Below are 18,119 nucleotides of genomic sequence, written 5' to 3'. Positions count from 1 at the left end.
CTCACAGTCCCGCTTCAAGACACGCCCAGAATGGCAAAAAAATGAATGTCTGCCGAAACCGGACCCCTGTTGACATATATTCTGTCGCCGGAATGCGATCAATAGCGCGCATTGACCCGGGCAGACTGGCGGGTTAAGCGCAAACGCCGGTTTCCGGCCTGAAACAGATTGTGTTAGGACACCGACGACAAGGGCGCGTTACCGCCCGGACGAATGGGGATGAGATTGATGGCGGGTAAACCCAGCTACGACTACGACGAATTGCTGGCCTGCGCCCGCGGCGAGCTGTTCGGAGAGGGCAATGCCCAGCTGCCCTACCCGCCCATGCTGATGTTCGACCGCATCACCGAGATCAGTGAAACGGGCGGTGCCTTCGACAAGGGTTTCATCCGCGCGGAATTCGACATCAAGCCGGATCTTTGGTTCTTCGCCTGCCACTTCATCGGCAATCCGATCATGCCTGGATGCCTCGGCCTCGACGCCCTGTGGCAGTTGACCGGCTTCTACCTCGGCTGGCTCGGCGAACCCGGCAAGGGAATGGCGCTGTCGACCGGTGAGGTCAAGTTCAAGGGCATGGTCACCCCATCGGTGAAGAAGGTCGAATATGGCGTCGATTTCAAGCGCGTGATGCGCGGCAGGCTGGTCCTGGGCATCGCCGATGGCTGGATGAAGGCGGATGGCGAGCCCATATATGCGGCGACGGACCTGAAAGTCGGTCTGTCGAAGCAGTCGGCGGTCGCTTGACCGCAGCCCTGGCCGATCCACTGGCCAGCATCCCTGGAAGGAGTTGCGAATGAGACGTGTCGTAGTCACAGGCATCGGCATCGTGTCGTCGATCGGAAACAATGCCAACGAGGTGCAGACCTCGCTGCATGACGCCAGATCCGGCATCAGCTTCTCCGATTCCTTCGCCGAGCACGGCTTCCGCTGCCAGGTCTGGGGAGCGCCGACGCTCGATCCGTCCGCCATGATCGACCGCCGCGCGATGCGCTTCCTGTCGCAGGGCGCGGCCTGGAACCACGTCGCCATGGACCAGGCGATCGCGGATGCGGGACTCGGCGAGGACGACGTCACCAATGAACGCACCGGCATTGTCATGGGCTCGGGCGGGCCTTCCACCCGCACCATCGTCGAGGCGGCCGAAACAACGCTCAAGAACGGCAGTCCCAAGCGCATCGGCCCGTTCGCGGTGCCGAAAGCGATGTCGTCGACCGCGTCGGCCACCCTGGCCACCTGGTTCAAGATCCACGGCGTCAACTATTCGATCTCGTCGGCCTGCTCGACCTCGGCGCATTGCATCGGCAATGGCTACGAACTGATCCAGTGGGGCAAGCAGGACATGGTCTTTGCCGGCGGCCATGAGGATCTCGACTGGACGATGTCGGACCTGTTCGACGCCATGGGCGCCATGTCGTCCAAGTTCAACGACAAGGCATCGACCGCCTCGCGCGCTTATGACGTCAATCGCGATGGCTTCGTCATTGCCGGCGGCGCCGGCGTGCTGGTGCTGGAAGAGCTGGAGCACGCCAAGGCACGCGGCGCCAAGATCTACGCCGAAATCGTCGGCTACGGCGCGACCTCTGACGGTTACGACATGGTCGCGCCGTCAGGCGAAGGCGCCGTCCGCTGCATGCGCCAGGCGCTGTCGACCGTTTCCACGCCGGTCGACTACATCAACACCCATGGCACCTCGACGCCGGTGGGCGATTCCAAGGAAATGGGCGCGATCCGCGAGGTCTTCGGCGAGAAGATGCCGTTCATCACCTCGACGAAATCGCTGACCGGCCATTCGCTGGGCGCGGCCGGTGTGCAGGAATCCATCTATTCGATCCTTATGATGCAAGGTGGCTTCATCGGCGAGAGCGCCCATATCGAGACGCTCGATCCCGAATTCGAGGGTATGCCGATCGTGCGAAAGCGCATCGACAATGCCAAGATCGACACCGTTCTGTCGAATTCCTTCGGTTTCGGTGGCACCAACGCGACGCTCGTTTTCCAGCGCTATTCCGCATAGGGCCATTGTCTTTGTACAAGGCCAGCAATTTTAAAAAGGATTTGGCGGCCATGAACGGACTGATGAAGGGCAAGCGCGGGCTTGTCATGGGCGTCGCCAACGATCATTCGATCGCCTGGGGCATTGCCAAGAAGCTGTCCGAGCATGGCGCGGAACTCGCCTTCACCTACCAGGGCGAGGCCTTCGGCCGCCGGGTCAAACCGCTTGCCGACAAGCTCGGCGCCGCACTTGTCGTCCCCTGCGATGTCGAGGACAGCGCTTCGGTCGCCGCCACGTTCGAGACGCTTAACAAGGAATGGGGCGGGCTCGACTTCGTCGTCCATGCCATCGGCTTTTCGGACAAGAATGAGCTTAAGGGTCTCTATGCGGACACCAGCCGCGACAACTTCGTCCGCACCATGGTGATCTCCTGCTATTCCTTTACCGAGATCGCCCGCCATGCGGCCGCGTTGATGAACGATGGCGGGTCGATGATCACGCTGACCTATGCCGGCTCGGTCCGCGTCATGCCGAACTATAATGTCATGGGTGTCGCCAAGGCGGGACTCGAGGCCAGCGTGCGCTACCTCGCCAATGATTACGGCCCGCGCGGCATCCGGGTGAACGGCATCTCGGCGGGACCGGTGCGCACGCTCGCCGGCGCCGGCATTTCGGACGCCCGCCACATGTTCTCCTACCAGCAGCGCAACTCGCCGCTGCGCCGCACGGTGACCATCGACGAGGTCGGCGGCTCGGCGCTTTATCTGTTGTCGGACCTCTCCTCGGGCGTCACCGGCGAAATCCACTATGTCGATTCAGGCTACCACATCGTCTCGATGCCGACGCTCGACGAGTTGAAGCAGACGGATGGCACGCGCGACTGAAGCGTCGTCTTGCCTTGAGCCGCGTCCGAAGTGCCTTTCAGTAAAAAAGATGCTCTCCAGTAAAATTGGACGCATTCGCGGCAACTCATTTTAAGAAGATTTCCGCTATAGAGTCCCGCAGTCTGGGGATTTTTAATGCCTGCCGTCAGCAATCCGAAGCGAACACCAGTGTTCCGACTGCTCACGATAGCAAGTTCGGGTATTGGCAGTTTCGTCCTTGGCATCTGGGGTCTCAAGTACGGCCTCGGCGGTGGGTTTGCCGGCATATCGGCGGACATGATGGTCGCGATCATGGCTGCGCTTTGCGCGCTGGCGGCGTCGGTTGCGGCAATGTCCTTCTTCGCCGGCGTCGATGAATCGGCGGATTTCGTCTTCAACGAAACCCATTTCGACAAGCTGACAGGACTGCTGGGGCGCCCGGCGATGGTCGGCAAAATCGCCGAGGCGGCATGCACGACAAGCCGGACCGGCGAACCGGTGTTCCTGATCGACATCGACATCGACCGGTTCAAGCAGATCAATGACGCGATCGGCTATACCCAGGGCGACGAACTGATCCGCGCCTTCACCAAGCGGCTGCAGAGCTGCGTGCCCGCACGCGCGCTGATCGGGCGCATCGGCGCCGGCGAGTTCGCGGTGCTGCTGCCGGATCATCAGATCCCGGGAACGATGGAAAGCATGGTCGAAAGGCTCATCGACGAAATGATGGAGCCCTATGAACTCAGCAGCCATCAGCAATCGGTGAGCCTGTCGGTGGGTATCGTGGCCATGCCCAAGGATGGCGTCGATCCGGTGCTTATCCTGCGCCGCTCCAACCTGGCGCTGCAGAATGCGCGCGCCAGCGGCGTCGGCAACTGGTCGGTCTTCGACAGCGAGATGGGGCGTGTCGCCGATTATCGCCAGTGGGTCGAATCCGAGTTGCACACTGCTTTCGAACGCGGGGATTTCGACCTTCACTATCAGCCGCAGCTCGACCTGCCGACCGGCCGCATCGTCGGCTATGAAGCCCTGATCCGCTGGAACCACCCCGAACGCGGCATGATCCCGCCCATGGAGTTCATCCAGATCGCCGAGGAAACCGGGATGATCAATCCGATCGGCGAGTGGGTTCTGCGCAAAGCCTGCAGCGACGCCCGCCATCTGCCGGACGATTGCTTCGTCGCCGTCAACATCTCGCCGGTCCAGTTCATGACCAAGGACTTCGTCGGTATCGTCCGCGACGCGATGAGGGCCACCGGCATCAAGCCGTCACGGCTGGAACTGGAAGTCACCGAGACGGCGATGATGCAGGATCGCGACCGTGCGGCCGCCATCCTGAAAGAGCTTGCCGAAATGGGCATCTCGGTCGCCGTCGATGATTTCGGCACCGGTTACTCCAACCTCAGCTATCTCATCGACTTCTCGTTCGGCAAGCTCAAGATCGACCGTTCCTTCGTCAGCCGCATCGACACCGATTCCAGCTCGGGCGCGGTCGTCTCGACCATTGTCGGGCTCTCGCGTGCACTCGGCGTCAGCATCATCGCCGAAGGCGTCGAGACCGAGAGCCAGGCGACATTGCTACGGGCAGCTGGCTGCGAAGTGGTGCAGGGTTACCTGTTCGGCCGGCCGGCTCCGCTCAAGTTCAGCGTGACTGACGCCCACGCCACCGATGAAGTCCGGCGCGTCGCCAATCTGCATTGAACGCATCGTTTCAGCGACGCGCGGACAACACCTTGAACATACCGTCGCGGGCAAGTTCCGCGTGGCTGGAGAAGGCGGTCTTGAGAACCGGCTCGTAAGGCAGTTGGCGATTGGCGACCATGAACAGCCGCCCGCCCGGCTTCAACGCCTTGCCTGCCGCGTGGATCATGCCGGCGCCGATTTCCGGCTCAGCCGCACGGGCGCGGTGGAATGGCGGGTTCATGACGATGGCGTCATAGCGCCGCTCGACAGGTTCGGCGAGCAGATCGAGCCAGAAGAAGCCCGGCACCAGGGCCGCCGCGCCGAGATTGCGCTTGGCCGCCTCCAGCGCCGCGAAATCCGCCTCGTAGAGGTCAAGCGCCGTGATGCCAGGGGACCGTGAAGCGACTTCCGCCGCCACATAACCCCAGCCGGCACAGAAATCGGCGATGTTGCCACGCAGATCGCCGGGCAAATTATCCACCAACAGTTTCGAGCCGACGTCGATCCGATCAAAGGAGAACATGCCGGGCGCGGTGTGGAATCGGCCTTCGACCAGCAAGACGGGATTGGCGGCACGCAACTCTTGTGCGGCCGCCGGATCGGCAGGACGGCGCAGCCAGAAGGCAATGCCGTGATATTTCGGCATATGGCCATCGAGCGGCACAAGCTCGTCGATGCGCTTGCGCAGGCTGGCGATGCCATCATCCTTGCCGCCGGCAACGACGATCAATCCGCCCGGCACCACGCGCTCCAGCGCTTCCGCGATGCGCAGTTCGTTCTGCCCGCGATGGCGGCCGGCGAGCACCAGCGCGGCATCGAAACCGTCCCCCTCCGGTTGCGGCGTAACCGTGAATTTCGCCGCCTGCAACGCGCGGAAATGCGGGCGGAAGCCCTGCACGACATGCAGCGCGGCCTCGAAACCCTGCGGCAGCCGCAGGCCAGGCTCGGCGCCGAGGAAGAGCATGCGCTCATCCTTTCGCGGCAGAGCGATGGCCTCGGCCTCGAACGGATGGAACAGCGTCTTCAGCGCCTCAGCGGACATGCCTTTGCTCCATAAACGAAAGCGGGGGCGACATAAGCCCCCCCCGCTTCGATTTTCCTGTCAGACCGCTCAGGCGGCGTCTTCTTCGCCTTCGGACTTCTTGTCGCGGACGATTTCCTTGCCCGAGGCCTGGTCGACGACCTTCATCGAGAGGCGGACCTTGCCGCGCTCGTCGAAGCCCATCAGCTTGACCCAGACCTTGTCGCCTTCCTTGACGACGTCGGAGGTCTTGGCAACGCGCTCGTTGGCGAGTTGCGAGATGTGGACCAGGCCGTCGCGGGGACCGAAGAAGTTGACGAAGGCGCCGAAATCAGCGGTCTTGACGACCGTGCCTTCGTAGATTTCGCCGACTTCCGGCTCGGCGACGATGGTGTGGATCCACTTCTTCGCCGCCTCGATCTCCTTGGCGTTCGAGGAAGCGATCTTGACCGTGCCGTCGTCCTCGATGTTGATCTTGGCGCCGGTCTTCTCGACGATCTCGCGGATGACCTTGCCGCCCGAGCCGATGACGTCGCGGATCTTGTCGGTCGGGATGTGCATCACCTCGATGCGCGGCGCGAACTCACCGAGTTCGGGACGGGCACCGGTCAGGGCATGAGCCATTTCGCCGAGAATGTGCTGGCGGCCATCCTTGGCCTGGTCCAGCGCGATCTTCATGATCTCCTCGGTGATGCCTTCGATCTTGATATCCATCTGCAGCGAGGTGATGCCGCTGGTGGTGCCGGCGACCTTGAAGTCCATATCGCCGAGGTGATCTTCATCACCCAGGATGTCGGACAGAACGGCGAAGCGCTCGCCTTCCTTGATCAGGCCCATGGCGATACCGGCGACGGGCTTGGCCAGCGGAACGCCGGCATCCATCAGCGCCAGCGAGGTGCCGCAGACGGTGGCCATCGAGGACGAGCCGTTGGACTCGGTGATCTCGGAGACGACGCGCAGCGTGTAGGGGAACTGGTCGGCGCTCGGCAGCATCGGGCGGATGGCGCGCCAGGCGAGCTTGCCGTGGCCGATTTCACGGCGGCCCGGCGAACCCATGCGGCCGGTCTCACCGACGGAATAGGGAGGGAAGTTGTAGTGAAGGAGGAACTTCTCCTTGTACATGCCGGTCAGCGAATCGACATACTGCTCGTCTTCGCCGGTGCCGAGCGTGGCAACGACCAGCGCCTGGGTCTCGCCGCGGGTGAACAGCGCCGAACCGTGGGTGCGCGGCAGCACGCCGACTTCGGAAACGATCTTGCGGACCGTCTTCAAGTCACGGCCATCGATGCGCGAGCCGGTGTCGAGGATGTTCCAGCGCACGACCTTGGCCTGCAGTTCCTTGAACACCGAACCGATCTGCTCGGACGTGTACTTGGCCTCGTCGCCTTCGGCCGGGGCGAAGGCTGCCTTGACCTTTGCCTTGACGGCGTCGACGGCGGCGTAGCGCTTCTGCTTGTCGACGTTCTTGTAGGCGTTGCTGAGCTCGTCACCAACGATCTTCAGCATCTCGGCTTCGAGCACGGAATAGTCCGGCGCCGTGAAATCGCGCGGCTCCTTGGCGGCGACCTCGGCCAGCTTGATGATGGCGTCGATGACCGGCTGGAAGCCCCTGTGACCGAACATGACGGCGCCGAGCATCAGCTCTTCGCCAAGTTCCTTGGCTTCGGACTCAACCATCAGCACGGCGTCGGCGGTGCCGGCGACGACGAGGTCGAGCTTGGATTCCTGCATCTCGTCGATGTGCGGGTTGAGAACGTATTCGCCGTTGATGTAACCAACACGGGCACCGCCAACCGGGCCCATGAAGGGAACGCCCGACAGGGTCAGCGCGGCCGAGGTGGCGACGATCGACAGGATGTCCGGATCGTTCTCGAGGTCATGCTGGACCACGGTGACGACGATCTGCGTGTCGTTCTTGTAGCCGTCGGCGAAGAGCGGGCGGATCGGGCGGTCGATGAGGCGGGAAACCAACGTTTCCTTCTCGCTCGGACGACCCTCACGCTTGAAATAGCCGCCCGGAATCTTGCCGGCGGCATAGGTCTTTTCCTGGTAGTTGACGGTCAGCGGGAAGAAGTCGAGGCCGGGCTTCGGCTCCTTCATCGAAACGACGGTGGCCAGCACCTTGGTCTCGCCGTAGGTGGCAAGCACGGCGCCATCAGCCTGGCGCGCGATCTTGCCGGTTTCGAGGATGAGCGGACGGCCGCCCCATTCGATTTCCACTTTGTGGTGGTTGAACATATCTTGTCCTTAATAAGCGGAAAGGGGCGCGCCGTTTCACGGTGCGCGGATGCCCTTTCCCTGGCTTCCTTTCTCGGGCAGCCACGGGCAAGACAACGGGAAGCTCGGGTGGTTTCAGCGCGGTGAGCGCGCGAGCGTCCTGCAATCCTGCCCCATGACCGTCCATGGGCGGTTTCGAGTGGCCCTCTGCGCGCTCGAAACCGGGTCTGGCCAATCCATAAGACTGGCAGAATGCGCGACTGGCGGGCTTTCCGAGGAAAGCCCGCCAGTCAATTCGTCAACGGCGCAGACCGAGCTTCTCGATCAACGTCTGGTAGCGCGCGTCGTCCTTGCGCTTGAGATAATCAAGCAGGCTGCGGCGCTGGGAGACGAGAGCGAGCAGACCACGGCGGGAATGGTTATCCTTCTTGTGGTCCTTGAAGTGGTCGGTCAGGTTCTTGATGCGCTCGGAAAGGATGGCCACCTGGACTTCCGGAGAACCGGTATCGCCCTTGGCGGTTGCGAATTCACCCATCAATTCCTGTTTGCGCTCGGCAGTAATCGACATCGTGCTTTTCCTTATCTGTTCGAGGAAACGGGTCGCCCTCAGCCGGGATGTCGTCCAGCAGGGGCCGGTGCAAGCAAAGCGTCGTGGCGCTATGCTGCGGCGCATATAGTGCAATTCCCCGGAAAACACCAGCCCAATTCACAAGCCGGCTTTTCCAGCCCAAATGGCAAGTTTTGTCGCTGCTAAAGCCATTTCTTCCACTTGAAGAAGGCAATCAGCCCGACCGCCACAACTGCCATGAACAGGAGCGATACGGGATAGCCGTAGTAGGACTTCAGCTCCGGCATGTTCCATGGCGAGGATTCAGGATCGAAGTTCATGCCCCAGACACCGACCAGGAAGGTGAGCGGCATGAAAATGACCGAGACGATGGTGAGATAGCTGATGACGTCGTTGGTGCGGGCCTGGCTCAGCGACAGGTGCATCTCGATCAGCCCCGTCAGCATGTCGCGCTGGGTCTCGACCAGCTCGATCAGCCTGAGCGAATGGTCGAGCGTGTCGTTGAGGAAAACCTTGGTTTCAGCCTTCACATAAGGCACGTCGTTGCGGATCAGCGTCGCCAGCGCATCGCGCATCGGCCACAGCACGCCTTTGAGGACATTGGCGTCGCGCCGCAATTCGTGCAGCTGCCGCATCTGATGCTTGTGCGGTGAGTGCAGCATCTCATCCTCGATGCTGTCGACCAGATCGCCGGCCGCCTCGATCGGCGGGAAATAGCTGTCGACGATGGCGTCGATCAGCGCATAGGCGAGATAATCGGCGCCGCGCGCCCGCAACCGGTTGGGCGCCGAACTCTCGATGCGCTTGCGCACGGGATCGAACGGGTCGCCCTCGCGCTCCTGGAAGGTGACGACGAAGTTCTCGCCGACGAAGAGGGCAATCTGTTCATAGCGGTGCGAGGTGACATCGTCGATCATGCGGACAACGACGAAGGCATGGTCCTCGAAGAAGTCGACCTTTGGCCGCTGGCCGGTGTTGACGACGTCCTCCAGCGCCAGCGGATGCAGATTGAAGATGCGGCCGATCTCCTCGATCAGCTGGATGTTGGCGAGACCGGTGCAGTCGAGCCAGATGACAGGCCATTTGTGGCAATTGGCCTCGACATCGTCGATGCTGGCGTTTTCGATGGTCTTGTACTTCTGCGGCGAGATCATCGTCAGCCGCAGTTCCGAACGGCGCGCCGCCGGATCGGCGATCAGCGTGCCTGGCGAGGCCCCGACCGGTGGCCGCCGCGTCTTCACCGGCGTCCGCTTTTTCACCGCCTCGGCCTTTGCCATGTGCCCCTCGAGCGTAGAATGAAACCGAGATTAGGCGACAGCCGTCACCCGGCAAAGACCCGCTTGGGCTTGAACATGCCGTGCTCGATGGCGCCGATGGCGACCAGCTTGCCGCGTGCCGTGGCGCAAGCTTCCTCGGCTTCGACAGGCGCGTCGCGGCCACGGATGATGACCGGATTGCCAAGGCGGATCTTGGTCGCCGCGTCGTCGCTGATGGCGATCTGCGGCAGACAATCGAGCGCGGCGGACGTATCGACCAGAAGCGCATCGATCGCCCCGAAATCGACCGGCGCTTCCACAACGTCGACGGCATCGGCCGCTTCCGACTTGCTTTCGCCCTCAATGTCTTCGCCCACAACGTCTTCGCCCGGCGCGCCGAAGCGGGCCGCCTCGAGTTCCGCGACGGTGACGAAATCCTCCTGTGTGAACGGCTCGACCTCGACCCGGCGCAATTCGCTGATATGGCCGAAGCAGCCGAGATCGCGGCCCATGTCGCGGGCCAGCGAGCGCACATAGGTGCCCTTGCCGCATTCGACTTCGAAAACAGTCTGATCGGCACCGTGCTCGACGATGTCGAGACGGCCGATCTCGATTTCGCGGGCCGGAATATCGACCGTCTCGCCTTCGCGGGCAAGGTCATAGGCGCGTTCGCCCGCAATCTTGATGGCCGAGAATTGCGGCGGCGTCTGCATGATGACGCCGGTGTATTTGGAAAGTAGCGCCCTGACCTCGGCTTCCGACGGTCGCTGGTCAGCCTCTTTCGTCACCGGCCCTTCGAGGTCGTCGGTCGAGCGCTCCTGCCCCCAGGCCACGGTGAAGCGATAGACCTTGGCGCCGTCCTGCACGTAGGGAACGGTCTTGGTGGCTTCGCCGAGCGCGATCGGCAGCATACCGGACGCCAGCGGGTCCAGCGTCCCGGCATGGCCGGCCTTTTCGGCCTGGAACAGCCATTTGATCTTGGAGACGGCCTCGGTCGAACCCATGCCGACGGGCTTGTCCAGCACCACCCAGCCGGAGACCGGCCGGCCCTTCTTCTTGCCGCGGCGCGCCATTATTCGCTGTCCTTGCCTTCTTTGGCCTTGTCGTCTTTGGCCCTGTCTTCTTGGGCCTTGTCTTCTTGGGCCTTGTCGTCGTCCGCGTCGAGATCACGCGCCACTTCGGGCGACTTCAGCAGGTCGTTGATCCTGGCGAAATTGTCGAAGGAGGTGTCCAGCCTGAAGCGGAACTCCGGCATGTATTTCATTTGCCGAAGCGCGCCGGAGACACGGCCGCGGACAAATTTCGCATGCTTGTTGAGCGCCTCGATCACGGCCTCGGCATCCTTGGCGCCGAGCGGAGAAACAAAGGCAGTGGCGATCTTGAGATCGGGCGACATACGCACTTCGGAGACCGAAACGACCGAATTCTCGATCAGCGGGTCGATGATGTCGCCGCGCTGCAAGGTTTCGGAGAGCGCATGGCGCACCTGCTCGCCGACGCGCAGCATGCGCTGGGATGGGCCGGATGTGGTGGAACGGGGCATTTTTCTCAATCCTGAAAGCGTGAGGCTCGGGATAGGACCGTGCCTCATGTCTCAAACAGTCATTCTCAACAGGCGATCTCAACAGGCTTGAGGGCGGCGGCCTTTCGACCACCGCCCGATATTAGCAAGCCACTCGAACTCAGAGCGTCCGGGTCACCATCTCGACGCGGAAGCACTCGATGACGTCGCCGACCCGCATGTCCTCGTAGTTCTGGAAGGCCATGCCGCATTCCTGGCCGCCTGGGACTTCCGAAACCTCGTCCTTGAAGCGCTTGAGGGTCTTCAGCGTGCCTTCGTGGATGACGACGTTGTCGCGGATCAGGCGCACGCCCGCACCGCGTTCGACCTTGCCTTCGGTGACACGGCAGCCGGCGATCTTGCCGACCTTGGTGATGTCGAAGATCTCGAGGATCTCGGCATTGCCGATGAAGGTTTCGCGGCGCTCCGGCGACAGCAGGCCCGACAGAGCCGCCTTCACGTCATCCACGAGGTTGTAGATGATCGAGTAGTAGCGGATCTCGATGCCAGCGGCCGCGGCGGCGGCACGTGCCTGCACGTTGGCGCGGACGTTGAAGCCGATGATCGCCGCACCCGACGTTTCCGCCAGCGAGACGTCGCTTTCGGTGATGGCGCCGGCGCCGGCGTGGACGATGCGCGCACGCACCTCGTCCGTGCCGAGCTTGTCCAATGCGGCGTTGATCGCCTCGATCGAACCCTGCACGTCGCCCTTGATGACCAGCGGGAATTCCTTCAGCCCGCTCGTCTGCAACTGCGACATCATCTGTTCGAGCGAGCCGCGCTGGCCGGCATGCCTGGCGACCGCCTTCTCGCGGGCCAGACGCTGGCGATACTCGGTGATCTCGCGGGCGCGGGCCTCGTTGTTGACCACGGCGAAGCGGTCGCCGGCCTGCGGCGTGCCCTGAAGGCCGAGTACCTCGACCGGCATTGCCGGCGGCGCTTCCTTGATCTGCTCGCCGCGATCGTTGACCAGAGCGCGCACCCGGCCCCATTCGTTGCCGGCGACGAGGATGTCGCCCGGCATCAAGGTGCCGGTCTGCACCAGCACGGTGGCGACGGGGCCACGGCCCTTGTCGAGCTGCGCCTCGATGACGACACCCTCGGCGGTGCGGTCCGGATTGGCCTTCAGGTCGAGGATTTCGGCCTGCAGCAGGATCGCCTCGAGCAGCTTGTCGAGATTGGTGCCCTTGGTCGCCGACACTTCGACGTCCAGCACTTCACCGCCCATGGATTCGACGAAGACCTCATGGCGCAGCAGTTCGGAGCGAACCTTCTGCGGATCGGCGTCATGCTTGTCGATCTTATTGATCGCCACGATGATCGGAACGCCGGCCGCCTTGGCATGGCTGATCGATTCGATCGTCTGCGGCATCACGCTGTCGTCGGCCGCCACCACCAGGATGGCGATGTCGGTGGCCTGGGCGCCGCGAGCGCGCATCGCCGTGAAGGCGGCGTGGCCGGGCGTGTCGATGAAGGTGATCTTCTGACCATTCTTCTCGACCTGATAGGCGCCGATATGCTGGGTGATGCCGCCGGCCTCGCCGGAAACGACATTGGCATTGCGGATGGCATCAAGCAGCGAGGTCTTGCCGTGATCGACGTGGCCCATGATGGTCACGACCGGCGGACGCGACACCAGGTCCTCGGCATTGTCGGCGATGTTGAACAGGCCTTCCTCGATGTCGGACTCGGCGACGCGGCGGACCGTGTGGCCGAATTCGGTGGCGACCAGTTCGGCCGTGTCGGCGTCGATGACGTCGCCCGGCTTCAGGATCTGGCCCTGCTTCATGAAGAACTTGACCACATCGACCGCACGTTCGGACATGCGCTGCGCCAGTTCCTGGATGGTGATGGTCTCAGGCAGGATCACTTCGCGCATGACTTTCTCGCGCGGTTCATTGTGCATCGCGCGCTTGAACTTTTCCTGGCGGCGACGCATCGACGACAGCGAACGGGCCCGCGCATCCTCGTCGGAAAGCGCGGAGTTCAGCGTCAGCTTGCCACGGCGGCGGTCTTCCTCGCCCTTGGTCGGCTTGGCCGGACGCGCCACTTCGGGCGTGACCGGGCGGCGCACCGGTGCACCGGCACCTGTCCGCTTCGGCTTGACCTCTTCCTCCTCGTCGGCGGTCGCCAACTCGGCTGCCAGCGGCGCGCGGCGGCGCGCCTCTTCCTCGGCACGACGGCGGGATTCGGCTTCCGTCTGCAGGCGTGCCTCTTCCTCGGCCTGACGGCGCGCGGATTCCTCACGCTCACGCTTGCGGCGCTCTTCGTCCTCGGCGCGGCGCTTGGCTTCCTCGGCGGCGCGCTGACGGTCCTCGACCTCGCGGACCTTGGAGCCTTCAAGCGCCCTGCGACGCGCTTCCATTTCGGAGCGCGACAGTTCGTTCAGCACCATGCCGCTGCGCTCGACCGGAGGCGGCGGGGGCGGAGGCGCCTTGGGCGCTTCCTGCACCACGGGTGGCGCGGCCACGACCGCCGCGGGCTTCGGCGTGAAGACGGGCGCGGGGGCAGCAGCAACCGGCTCCGGCTTGTCGCCGGGCAGCGAGAACTTGCGCTTCTTGGTCTCGACCACGACCGACTTGGTACGGCCATGCGAGAAGTTCTGGCGCACGGTGCCCTGTTCCATGCCGGGGCGCTTCAACGTCAAGGTCTTCTTCGGCGTAACGCTCAACGTCTTGTCGTCGCCCGATTTCGTATCGCTCATTCCATATCCTCTGCAGCATCATCTTCGTCAGCAACGGCCGCAAGCATTGCCAGATCGTCCGGGGTACCGCCCCGATATCGGTCAAGCGCAACCATGCGCTTCTGGACCGCCTTACCCGCGTCTCCCGCGAGGACGGCAGCATGTATCACATTTGTACCCCCCAATGCCAAGCTCAACTCGGCCTCGGAGAAAAGTTTGTAGGCAAGGATGGAGGGGCCGCCGATATGGACGGTCGCCCGCCGCGCCTGGCTGATCTTGCGTACGCCGTCGTCGGACGCCTCGGTCGCGTGGAGCACGAAAAGTGCCAGTCCACCGCGCACTGCGCTCTCGACCTTGGTGGCACCAAGAGAAATCGCGCCTGCTTTGCGGGCAAGGCCCAGCATACCCAGAGCGGATCTGGAAAGCAGCCCGTCGACCATGCCGCCCAGATCGGGCGGCACGACCACCTGTGCCTTAAAGGCGCGGGCAAAGAGGTTCTTTTCCGCCGCCTTCTCGATATGTAGGCGGTCAGCGCTCACCCAGCAACCGCGGCCGGGCAGATTTCTCTTGAGATCCGGAACGACGGCCGAATCCGGGCCGACGACGAACCGGATCAATTCATCTGGTTCGGCCTGCTTGCGGGTGACGATGCAGGTGCGATCGTTCATCTCGTCGAAGGGCGGGTTGTGTGCGATGCGGTTTCACCTCACGCACCAACGGCTTCGTCAGCCGGTGCTTCTTCGGCTGCAAGCTCGTCTTCGGTGATCCAGCCGGCCTTGAGACGGGCATTCAGCACCATCTGCTCGGCATCGGCGCGCGAAACGCCATGATTGGCCAGAACGCCGGGATACACCTTGGTCTCGCCGTCCTTGCGTTCCTTCCAACCGGTCAGGTCGTCGGCGGCATAGCCGGCGAAATCCTCGATCGTCTTCACGCCGTCCTCGCCGAGCGTCACCATCATGGCGGTGGTGATGCCGGGGATTTCACGCAGCTCGTCCGAGACGCCCAGCGCCTTGCGCTTGTCGTCATGCTCGGCTTCGATCTTCTCGAGATATTCGCGGGCACGGGTCTGGATTTCCGACGCGGTGTCCTCATCGAAGCCGTCGATCGAGGCGATTTCGCCGGCATCGACATAGGCGACTTCCTCGACGCTGGTGAAGCCTTCCGAGGCCAGCACCTGGCCGACCATCTCGTCGACGTCGAGGGCTTCCATGAACAGCGCCGAGCGCTCGACGAATTCCTTCTGGCGGCGTTCGGATTCCTCTGCCTCGGTCAGGATGTCGATATCCCAGCCGGTGAGCTGCGAGGCGAGACGCACGTTCTGACCGCGGCGGCCGATGGCCAGCGACAGCTGATCGTCGGGAACCACCACTTCGATGCGCTCCGCGTCCTCGTCGAGCACGACCTTGGCGACTTCCGCCGGCTGCAGCGCGTTGACGATGAAGGAGGCGGCCGAGGGCGACCACGGAATGATGTCGATCTTCTCGCCCTGCAGTTCGCCGACGACGGCCTGGACGCGGCTGCCGCGCATACCGACGCAGGCGCCGACCGGATCGATCGAGCTGTCACGCGAGATGACGGCGATCTTGGCGCGCGAGCCCGGGTCGCGGGCGACCGACTTGATCTCGATGATGCCGTCGTAGATTTCCGGCACTTCCATGGTGAAGAGCTTGGCCATGAACTGCGGATGGGTGCGCGACAGGAAGATCTGCGGGCCGCGCTGCTCGCGACGCACGTCGTAGACATAGGCGCGGACGCGGTCGCCATATTTGTAGTTTTCGCGCGGGATCAGCTCGTCGCGGCGGATGATCGCCTCGCCACGGCCGAGATCGACGATGACGTTGCCATACTCGACGCGCTTGACGGTACCGTTGACGATCTCGCCGATGCGGTCCTTGTATTCGTCATACTGGCGGTCGCGCTCGGCCTCGCGCACCTTCTGCACGATGACCTGCTTGGCCGACTGGGCCGCGATGCGGCCGAAATCCATCGGCGGCAGCTGTTCGGCGATGAAGTCGCCAAGCTGGGCATCGGGATTGCGCTCGCGCGCCGAGGAAATGGCGATCTGGGTGGCGTAGTCATCGACTTTCTCGACCACTTCCATCAGCCGCTGCAGCTTCATCTCACCGGTGTTGGGATTGATGTCGGCGCGGATGTTGGTCTCCTGGCCGTAACGCGAGCGCGCCGCCTTCTGGATCGCATCGGCCATGGCGGCGATGACGATCGACTTGTCGATCGACTTTTCACGCGCGACGGCGTCGGCAATCTGCAGCAGTTCAAGTCTGTTGGCGCTTACAACCATGTTTTTTCTCCCGAGCCTGTCAGCCGGGCTTTTACGCCCGGCAGCTCAATCAACTTTCCTGTTCGTGTTCTTCCGTGGCGTCGGCTTCCGTACCCTCGGGCACGTCGTCGTCCGGCTCGCCGCGACGTTTCTTGGCTTCCTTGCGCGCCCTGTTGTCCTTCGACAACGCATCGCGGATGAGGTCGTCGGTCAGGATCAACCGGGTCTCGGAAATGGCGTCGTAGGGTACGCGCACCGTCGGCTCCTCGCCATAGGCCGCCTTGTCGCGCTCGATGAGCACATCGTTCTCACCAGCCTCGGCGATCTTGCCCTTGAAACGCTTGCGATCGGCGACGACGACCGATGTTTCCATCTTCACCAAATGGCCGGTCCAGGTCACGAAATCCGATTTGCGCACCAGCGGCCGATCGATGCCGGGCGAAGAGACTTCGAGATGATACGCCTTCTCGATCGGATCGTCGACATCGAGCGCCGGCGACACCGCGCGGCTGACCTCTTCGCAATCCTCGACGGTCATGGTGCCGTCCTCGCGCTCGGCCATGATCTGCAGCGTCAGCCCGTTCTGGCCGGACAGATGCACCCGCACGAGGCGAAAGCCGATGCCGCGCAGCACCGGCTGGATGATCAGCGCGATGCGCGCATCGATACCGCTTTCGCGGATGATGCGGTCGTCACCTTCGCTTGTCATTGCAGTCATCAATTGCCTGTCGTTCGTTTCGCAATGTTCTTTGGTTTGCGCATCGGAACCATCCGAAACCGCTTCGCACTTTTCGGTCCGATTCACCCGGCAGGTAATAAAAAAGAGCGGGACCGGGTGGACCCACTCTTCGTCATACCGACCAAGAATTTGAGGCTGATATAAACGAACACCGCCTGTGTTTCAAGCCCGCCGTGACAGCTCGCCGTGCAAGACCGGCAAAAGCCCTGACGGCGTCAGCATTGCTCCAGGCGCATGGCGCCCATGCGGCAACCCCCCCTGCGAAAGGCGGCAGGGTGTCTTATTTATTAGCCACGACACGAATGGACGCGGCGCTGTGGCGCGCGAAAGGACAAAATCATGGGCAACCGCAGACTACTTTCCGCCTTGGGCGACCTCTTCACCGCATTCGGCGGCGCGGTCGCCGCCTCGCGCGCCGTGGAAGCCGGCCGCAAGCCGCGTGCCGACGACCTGCGCAAGCTGGACATGGACCCGGCTATCTTCAACAGGATCGGCCGTTTTTGAAATCCGACATAGGCGCCGTGAGGGCGCCTATGTCCTGACAAAGGTCAGATAGGCCGGCCGCCGGCCCTCGCGAATGGCCTTCGCCTCGTAACGCGTACCCGGCCAGCCCTCATACGGCCTGTTCCAGTCGCCGGCATCCACCGCTTGCCATGCGAAGGCGCCATGCGCCCGGCAATGCAGCAAGGTCCAGTTCACATAAGTGTCGATGTCGGACGCGAAGCGGAACTTTGAGCCTGGCTTCAGGACGCGCGCGAAGCGGTCGAGATTGACCGCACTGACGAAGCGCCGTTTCCAGTGCTTCTTCTTCGGCCAGGGATCCGGATAGAGAAGATCGATGCCGTCGAGCGATGCCGGCGGCAGCCAATCGAGCAGCCGGGTGGCATCGTCATCGAAGACACGCAGATTGGCCAGCGGCCGCTGCCTAACTGCCATCATCATCTTGGCCATGCCGTTGACGAAGGGCTCGACGCCGACAAATCCGGTTGTCGGCGCCTCGATGGCGCGGTGCAGAAGATGTTCGCCGCCGCCAAAGCCGATCTCAAGGCGAACGGCCGAGACGTCGGCTTCGAACAGGGTGCGCAGCTCCGACGGCGCTTCAGCCGTCAGATCGAGTCGGTAGGTGCCGAGACCGCTTTCCAGGGCAGCCGCCTGCTGCGGGCGGACCGGCTTGCCACGCCGACGGCCGAAGAAGGCTTCGGTCGCACGGCTTGGCCTGTCGTCGGGGCTCATCTGGTGCCGCAGGATCTGTCG

16 protein-coding genes are annotated in these 18,119 nt (G+C 63.1%); 5 read left to right on the top strand and 11 right to left on the bottom strand.

Features of this window, described 5'->3' with window-relative positions:
- Window positions 1-228 precede the first annotated feature (228 nt).
- The 4 genes from fabA to LB568_RS25795 all read left to right on the top strand — a co-directional run bounded on the left by fabA (window position 229) and on the right by LB568_RS25795 (window position 4,557).
- Window positions 229-744 carry a 3-hydroxyacyl-[acyl-carrier-protein] dehydratase FabA gene (gene fabA / locus LB568_RS25810; RefSeq protein ID WP_013891258.1) on the top strand — a complete coding sequence of 172 codons (516 nt, stop codon included), beginning with the start codon at window positions 229-231 and terminating at the stop codon, window positions 742-744.
- Between the two features lie 49 nt (window positions 745-793).
- Window positions 794-2,014, top strand: coding sequence for a beta-ketoacyl-ACP synthase I (fabB, locus tag LB568_RS25805; protein ID WP_023766968.1), 1,221 nt, complete (start codon window positions 794-796; stop codon window positions 2,012-2,014).
- Between the two features lie 50 nt (window positions 2,015-2,064).
- A complete protein-coding gene (fabI, locus tag LB568_RS25800) occupies window positions 2,065-2,877 on the top strand; it encodes an enoyl-ACP reductase FabI (RefSeq protein ID WP_023766969.1) in 813 nt (270 codons plus the stop codon).
- 135 nt (window positions 2,878-3,012) lie between these two features.
- Window positions 3,013-4,557 (top strand): putative bifunctional diguanylate cyclase/phosphodiesterase, encoded by a 1,545-nt coding sequence (locus tag LB568_RS25795; protein ID WP_013891261.1) that lies wholly within the window; start codon window positions 3,013-3,015, stop codon window positions 4,555-4,557.
- Window positions 4,558-4,567: 10 nt separating this feature from the next.
- Here LB568_RS25795 and LB568_RS25790 read toward each other — a convergent pair whose 3' ends face one another.
- The 10 genes from LB568_RS25790 to rimP all read right to left on the bottom strand — a co-directional run bounded on the left by LB568_RS25790 (window position 4,568) and on the right by rimP (window position 16,844).
- Complete coding sequence (locus tag LB568_RS25790) at window positions 4,568-5,581, bottom strand: class I SAM-dependent methyltransferase (RefSeq protein WP_224731592.1); 1,014 nt, start codon at window positions 5,579-5,581, stop codon at window positions 4,568-4,570.
- Window positions 5,582-5,650: 69 nt separating this feature from the next.
- Window positions 5,651-7,798 carry a polyribonucleotide nucleotidyltransferase gene (gene pnp / locus LB568_RS25785; protein ID WP_013891263.1) on the bottom strand — a complete coding sequence of 716 codons (2,148 nt, stop codon included), beginning with the start codon at window positions 7,796-7,798 and terminating at the stop codon, window positions 5,651-5,653.
- Window positions 7,799-8,075: 277 nt separating this feature from the next.
- Entirely contained in the window at window positions 8,076-8,450 is a 375-nt protein-coding gene (rpsO, locus tag LB568_RS25780) for a 30S ribosomal protein S15 (protein WP_280940350.1), read from the bottom strand.
- A 77-nt stretch (window positions 8,451-8,527) separates the two neighbouring features.
- Window positions 8,528-9,622 (bottom strand): magnesium/cobalt transporter CorA, encoded by a 1,095-nt coding sequence (gene corA / locus LB568_RS25775; RefSeq protein WP_224731591.1) that lies wholly within the window; start codon window positions 9,620-9,622, stop codon window positions 8,528-8,530.
- Between the two features lie 44 nt (window positions 9,623-9,666).
- Entirely contained in the window at window positions 9,667-10,674 is a 1,008-nt protein-coding gene (truB, locus tag LB568_RS25770) for a tRNA pseudouridine(55) synthase TruB (RefSeq protein ID WP_224731590.1), read from the bottom strand.
- The gene (gene rbfA / locus LB568_RS25765; protein WP_013891266.1) at window positions 10,674-11,144 is read right to left on the bottom strand and encodes a 30S ribosome-binding factor RbfA; all 471 of its coding nucleotides are present in this window, start codon (window positions 11,142-11,144) and stop codon (window positions 10,674-10,676) included. The genes truB and rbfA overlap by 1 nt, the downstream gene beginning before the upstream one ends.
- 139 nt (window positions 11,145-11,283) lie before the next feature.
- A complete protein-coding gene (gene infB / locus LB568_RS25760; protein ID WP_023766976.1) occupies window positions 11,284-13,866 on the bottom strand; it encodes a translation initiation factor IF-2 in 2,583 nt (860 codons plus the stop codon).
- Complete coding sequence (locus tag LB568_RS25755; RefSeq protein ID WP_224731589.1) at window positions 13,863-14,513, bottom strand: RNA-binding protein; 651 nt, start codon at window positions 14,511-14,513, stop codon at window positions 13,863-13,865. Before LB568_RS25755 ends, infB begins: the two co-directional genes overlap by 4 nt.
- Window positions 14,514-14,551: 38 nt before the next feature.
- A complete protein-coding gene (gene nusA, locus LB568_RS25750) occupies window positions 14,552-16,147 on the bottom strand; it encodes a transcription termination factor NusA (RefSeq protein WP_013891269.1) in 1,596 nt (531 codons plus the stop codon).
- A 49-nt stretch (window positions 16,148-16,196) separates the two neighbouring features.
- Window positions 16,197-16,844: a ribosome maturation factor RimP gene (gene rimP / locus LB568_RS25745; protein ID WP_013891270.1), complete on the bottom strand. Its 648-nt coding sequence runs from the start codon at window positions 16,842-16,844 to the stop codon at window positions 16,197-16,199.
- 360 nt (window positions 16,845-17,204) lie between these two features.
- Here rimP and LB568_RS25740 point away from each other — a divergent pair, with 360 nt between their 5' ends.
- Complete coding sequence (locus LB568_RS25740) at window positions 17,205-17,369, top strand: hypothetical protein (protein WP_181176681.1); 165 nt, start codon at window positions 17,205-17,207, stop codon at window positions 17,367-17,369.
- Window positions 17,370-17,396: 27 nt separating this feature from the next.
- Here the strand turns inward: LB568_RS25740 and trmB are convergent, their stop codons facing one another.
- Window positions 17,397-18,098 carry a tRNA (guanine(46)-N(7))-methyltransferase TrmB gene (trmB, locus tag LB568_RS25735; RefSeq protein ID WP_224731588.1) on the bottom strand — a complete coding sequence of 234 codons (702 nt, stop codon included), beginning with the start codon at window positions 18,096-18,098 and terminating at the stop codon, window positions 17,397-17,399.
- Window positions 18,099-18,119 lie beyond the last annotated feature (21 nt).

The sequence above is a fragment of the Mesorhizobium sp. B263B2A genome (assembly GCF_020165775.1).
GTDB classification, from domain to species: Bacteria; Pseudomonadota; Alphaproteobacteria; order Rhizobiales; family Rhizobiaceae; genus Mesorhizobium; species Mesorhizobium opportunistum.
Note: the sequence above shows the minus strand (reverse complement) of the source record. Positions and strands in the feature narration are given on the sequence as shown.

What these genes read in the sequence shown, in the direction of transcription:
- fabA (WP_013891258.1), top strand. Translation starts at nt 229, where the DNA reads ATGGCGGGTAAACCCAGCTACGACTACGACGAATTGCTGGCCTGCGCC.
- fabB (WP_023766968.1), top strand. Translation starts at nt 794, where the DNA reads ATGAGACGTGTCGTAGTCACAGGCATCGGCATCGTGTCGTCGATCGGA.
- fabI (WP_023766969.1), top strand. Translation starts at nt 2,065, where the DNA reads ATGAACGGACTGATGAAGGGCAAGCGCGGGCTTGTCATGGGCGTCGCC.
- LB568_RS25795 (WP_013891261.1), top strand. Translation starts at nt 3,013, where the DNA reads ATGCCTGCCGTCAGCAATCCGAAGCGAACACCAGTGTTCCGACTGCTC.
- LB568_RS25790 (WP_224731592.1), bottom strand. Translation starts at nt 5,581, where the DNA reads ATGTCCGCTGAGGCGCTGAAGACGCTGTTCCATCCGTTCGAGGCCGAG.
- pnp (WP_013891263.1), bottom strand. Translation starts at nt 7,798, where the DNA reads ATGTTCAACCACCACAAAGTGGAAATCGAATGGGGCGGCCGTCCGCTC.
- rpsO (WP_280940350.1), bottom strand. Translation starts at nt 8,450, where the DNA reads ATGCGCCGCAGCATAGCGCCACGACGCTTTGCTTGCACCGGCCCCTGC.
- corA (WP_224731591.1), bottom strand. Translation starts at nt 9,622, where the DNA reads ATGGCAAAGGCCGAGGCGGTGAAAAAGCGGACGCCGGTGAAGACGCGG.
- truB (WP_224731590.1), bottom strand. Translation starts at nt 10,674, where the DNA reads ATGGCGCGCCGCGGCAAGAAGAAGGGCCGGCCGGTCTCCGGCTGGGTG.
- rbfA (WP_013891266.1), bottom strand. Translation starts at nt 11,144, where the DNA reads ATGCCCCGTTCCACCACATCCGGCCCATCCCAGCGCATGCTGCGCGTC.
- infB (WP_023766976.1), bottom strand. Translation starts at nt 13,866, where the DNA reads ATGAGCGATACGAAATCGGGCGACGACAAGACGTTGAGCGTTACGCCG.
- LB568_RS25755 (WP_224731589.1), bottom strand. Translation starts at nt 14,513, where the DNA reads ATGAACGATCGCACCTGCATCGTCACCCGCAAGCAGGCCGAACCAGAT.
- nusA (WP_013891269.1), bottom strand. Translation starts at nt 16,147, where the DNA reads ATGGTTGTAAGCGCCAACAGACTTGAACTGCTGCAGATTGCCGACGCC.
- rimP (WP_013891270.1), bottom strand. Translation starts at nt 16,844, where the DNA reads ATGACTGCAATGACAAGCGAAGGTGACGACCGCATCATCCGCGAAAGC.
- LB568_RS25740 (WP_181176681.1), top strand. Translation starts at nt 17,205, where the DNA reads ATGGGCAACCGCAGACTACTTTCCGCCTTGGGCGACCTCTTCACCGCA.
- trmB (WP_224731588.1), bottom strand. Translation starts at nt 18,098, where the DNA reads ATGAGCCCCGACGACAGGCCAAGCCGTGCGACCGAAGCCTTCTTCGGC.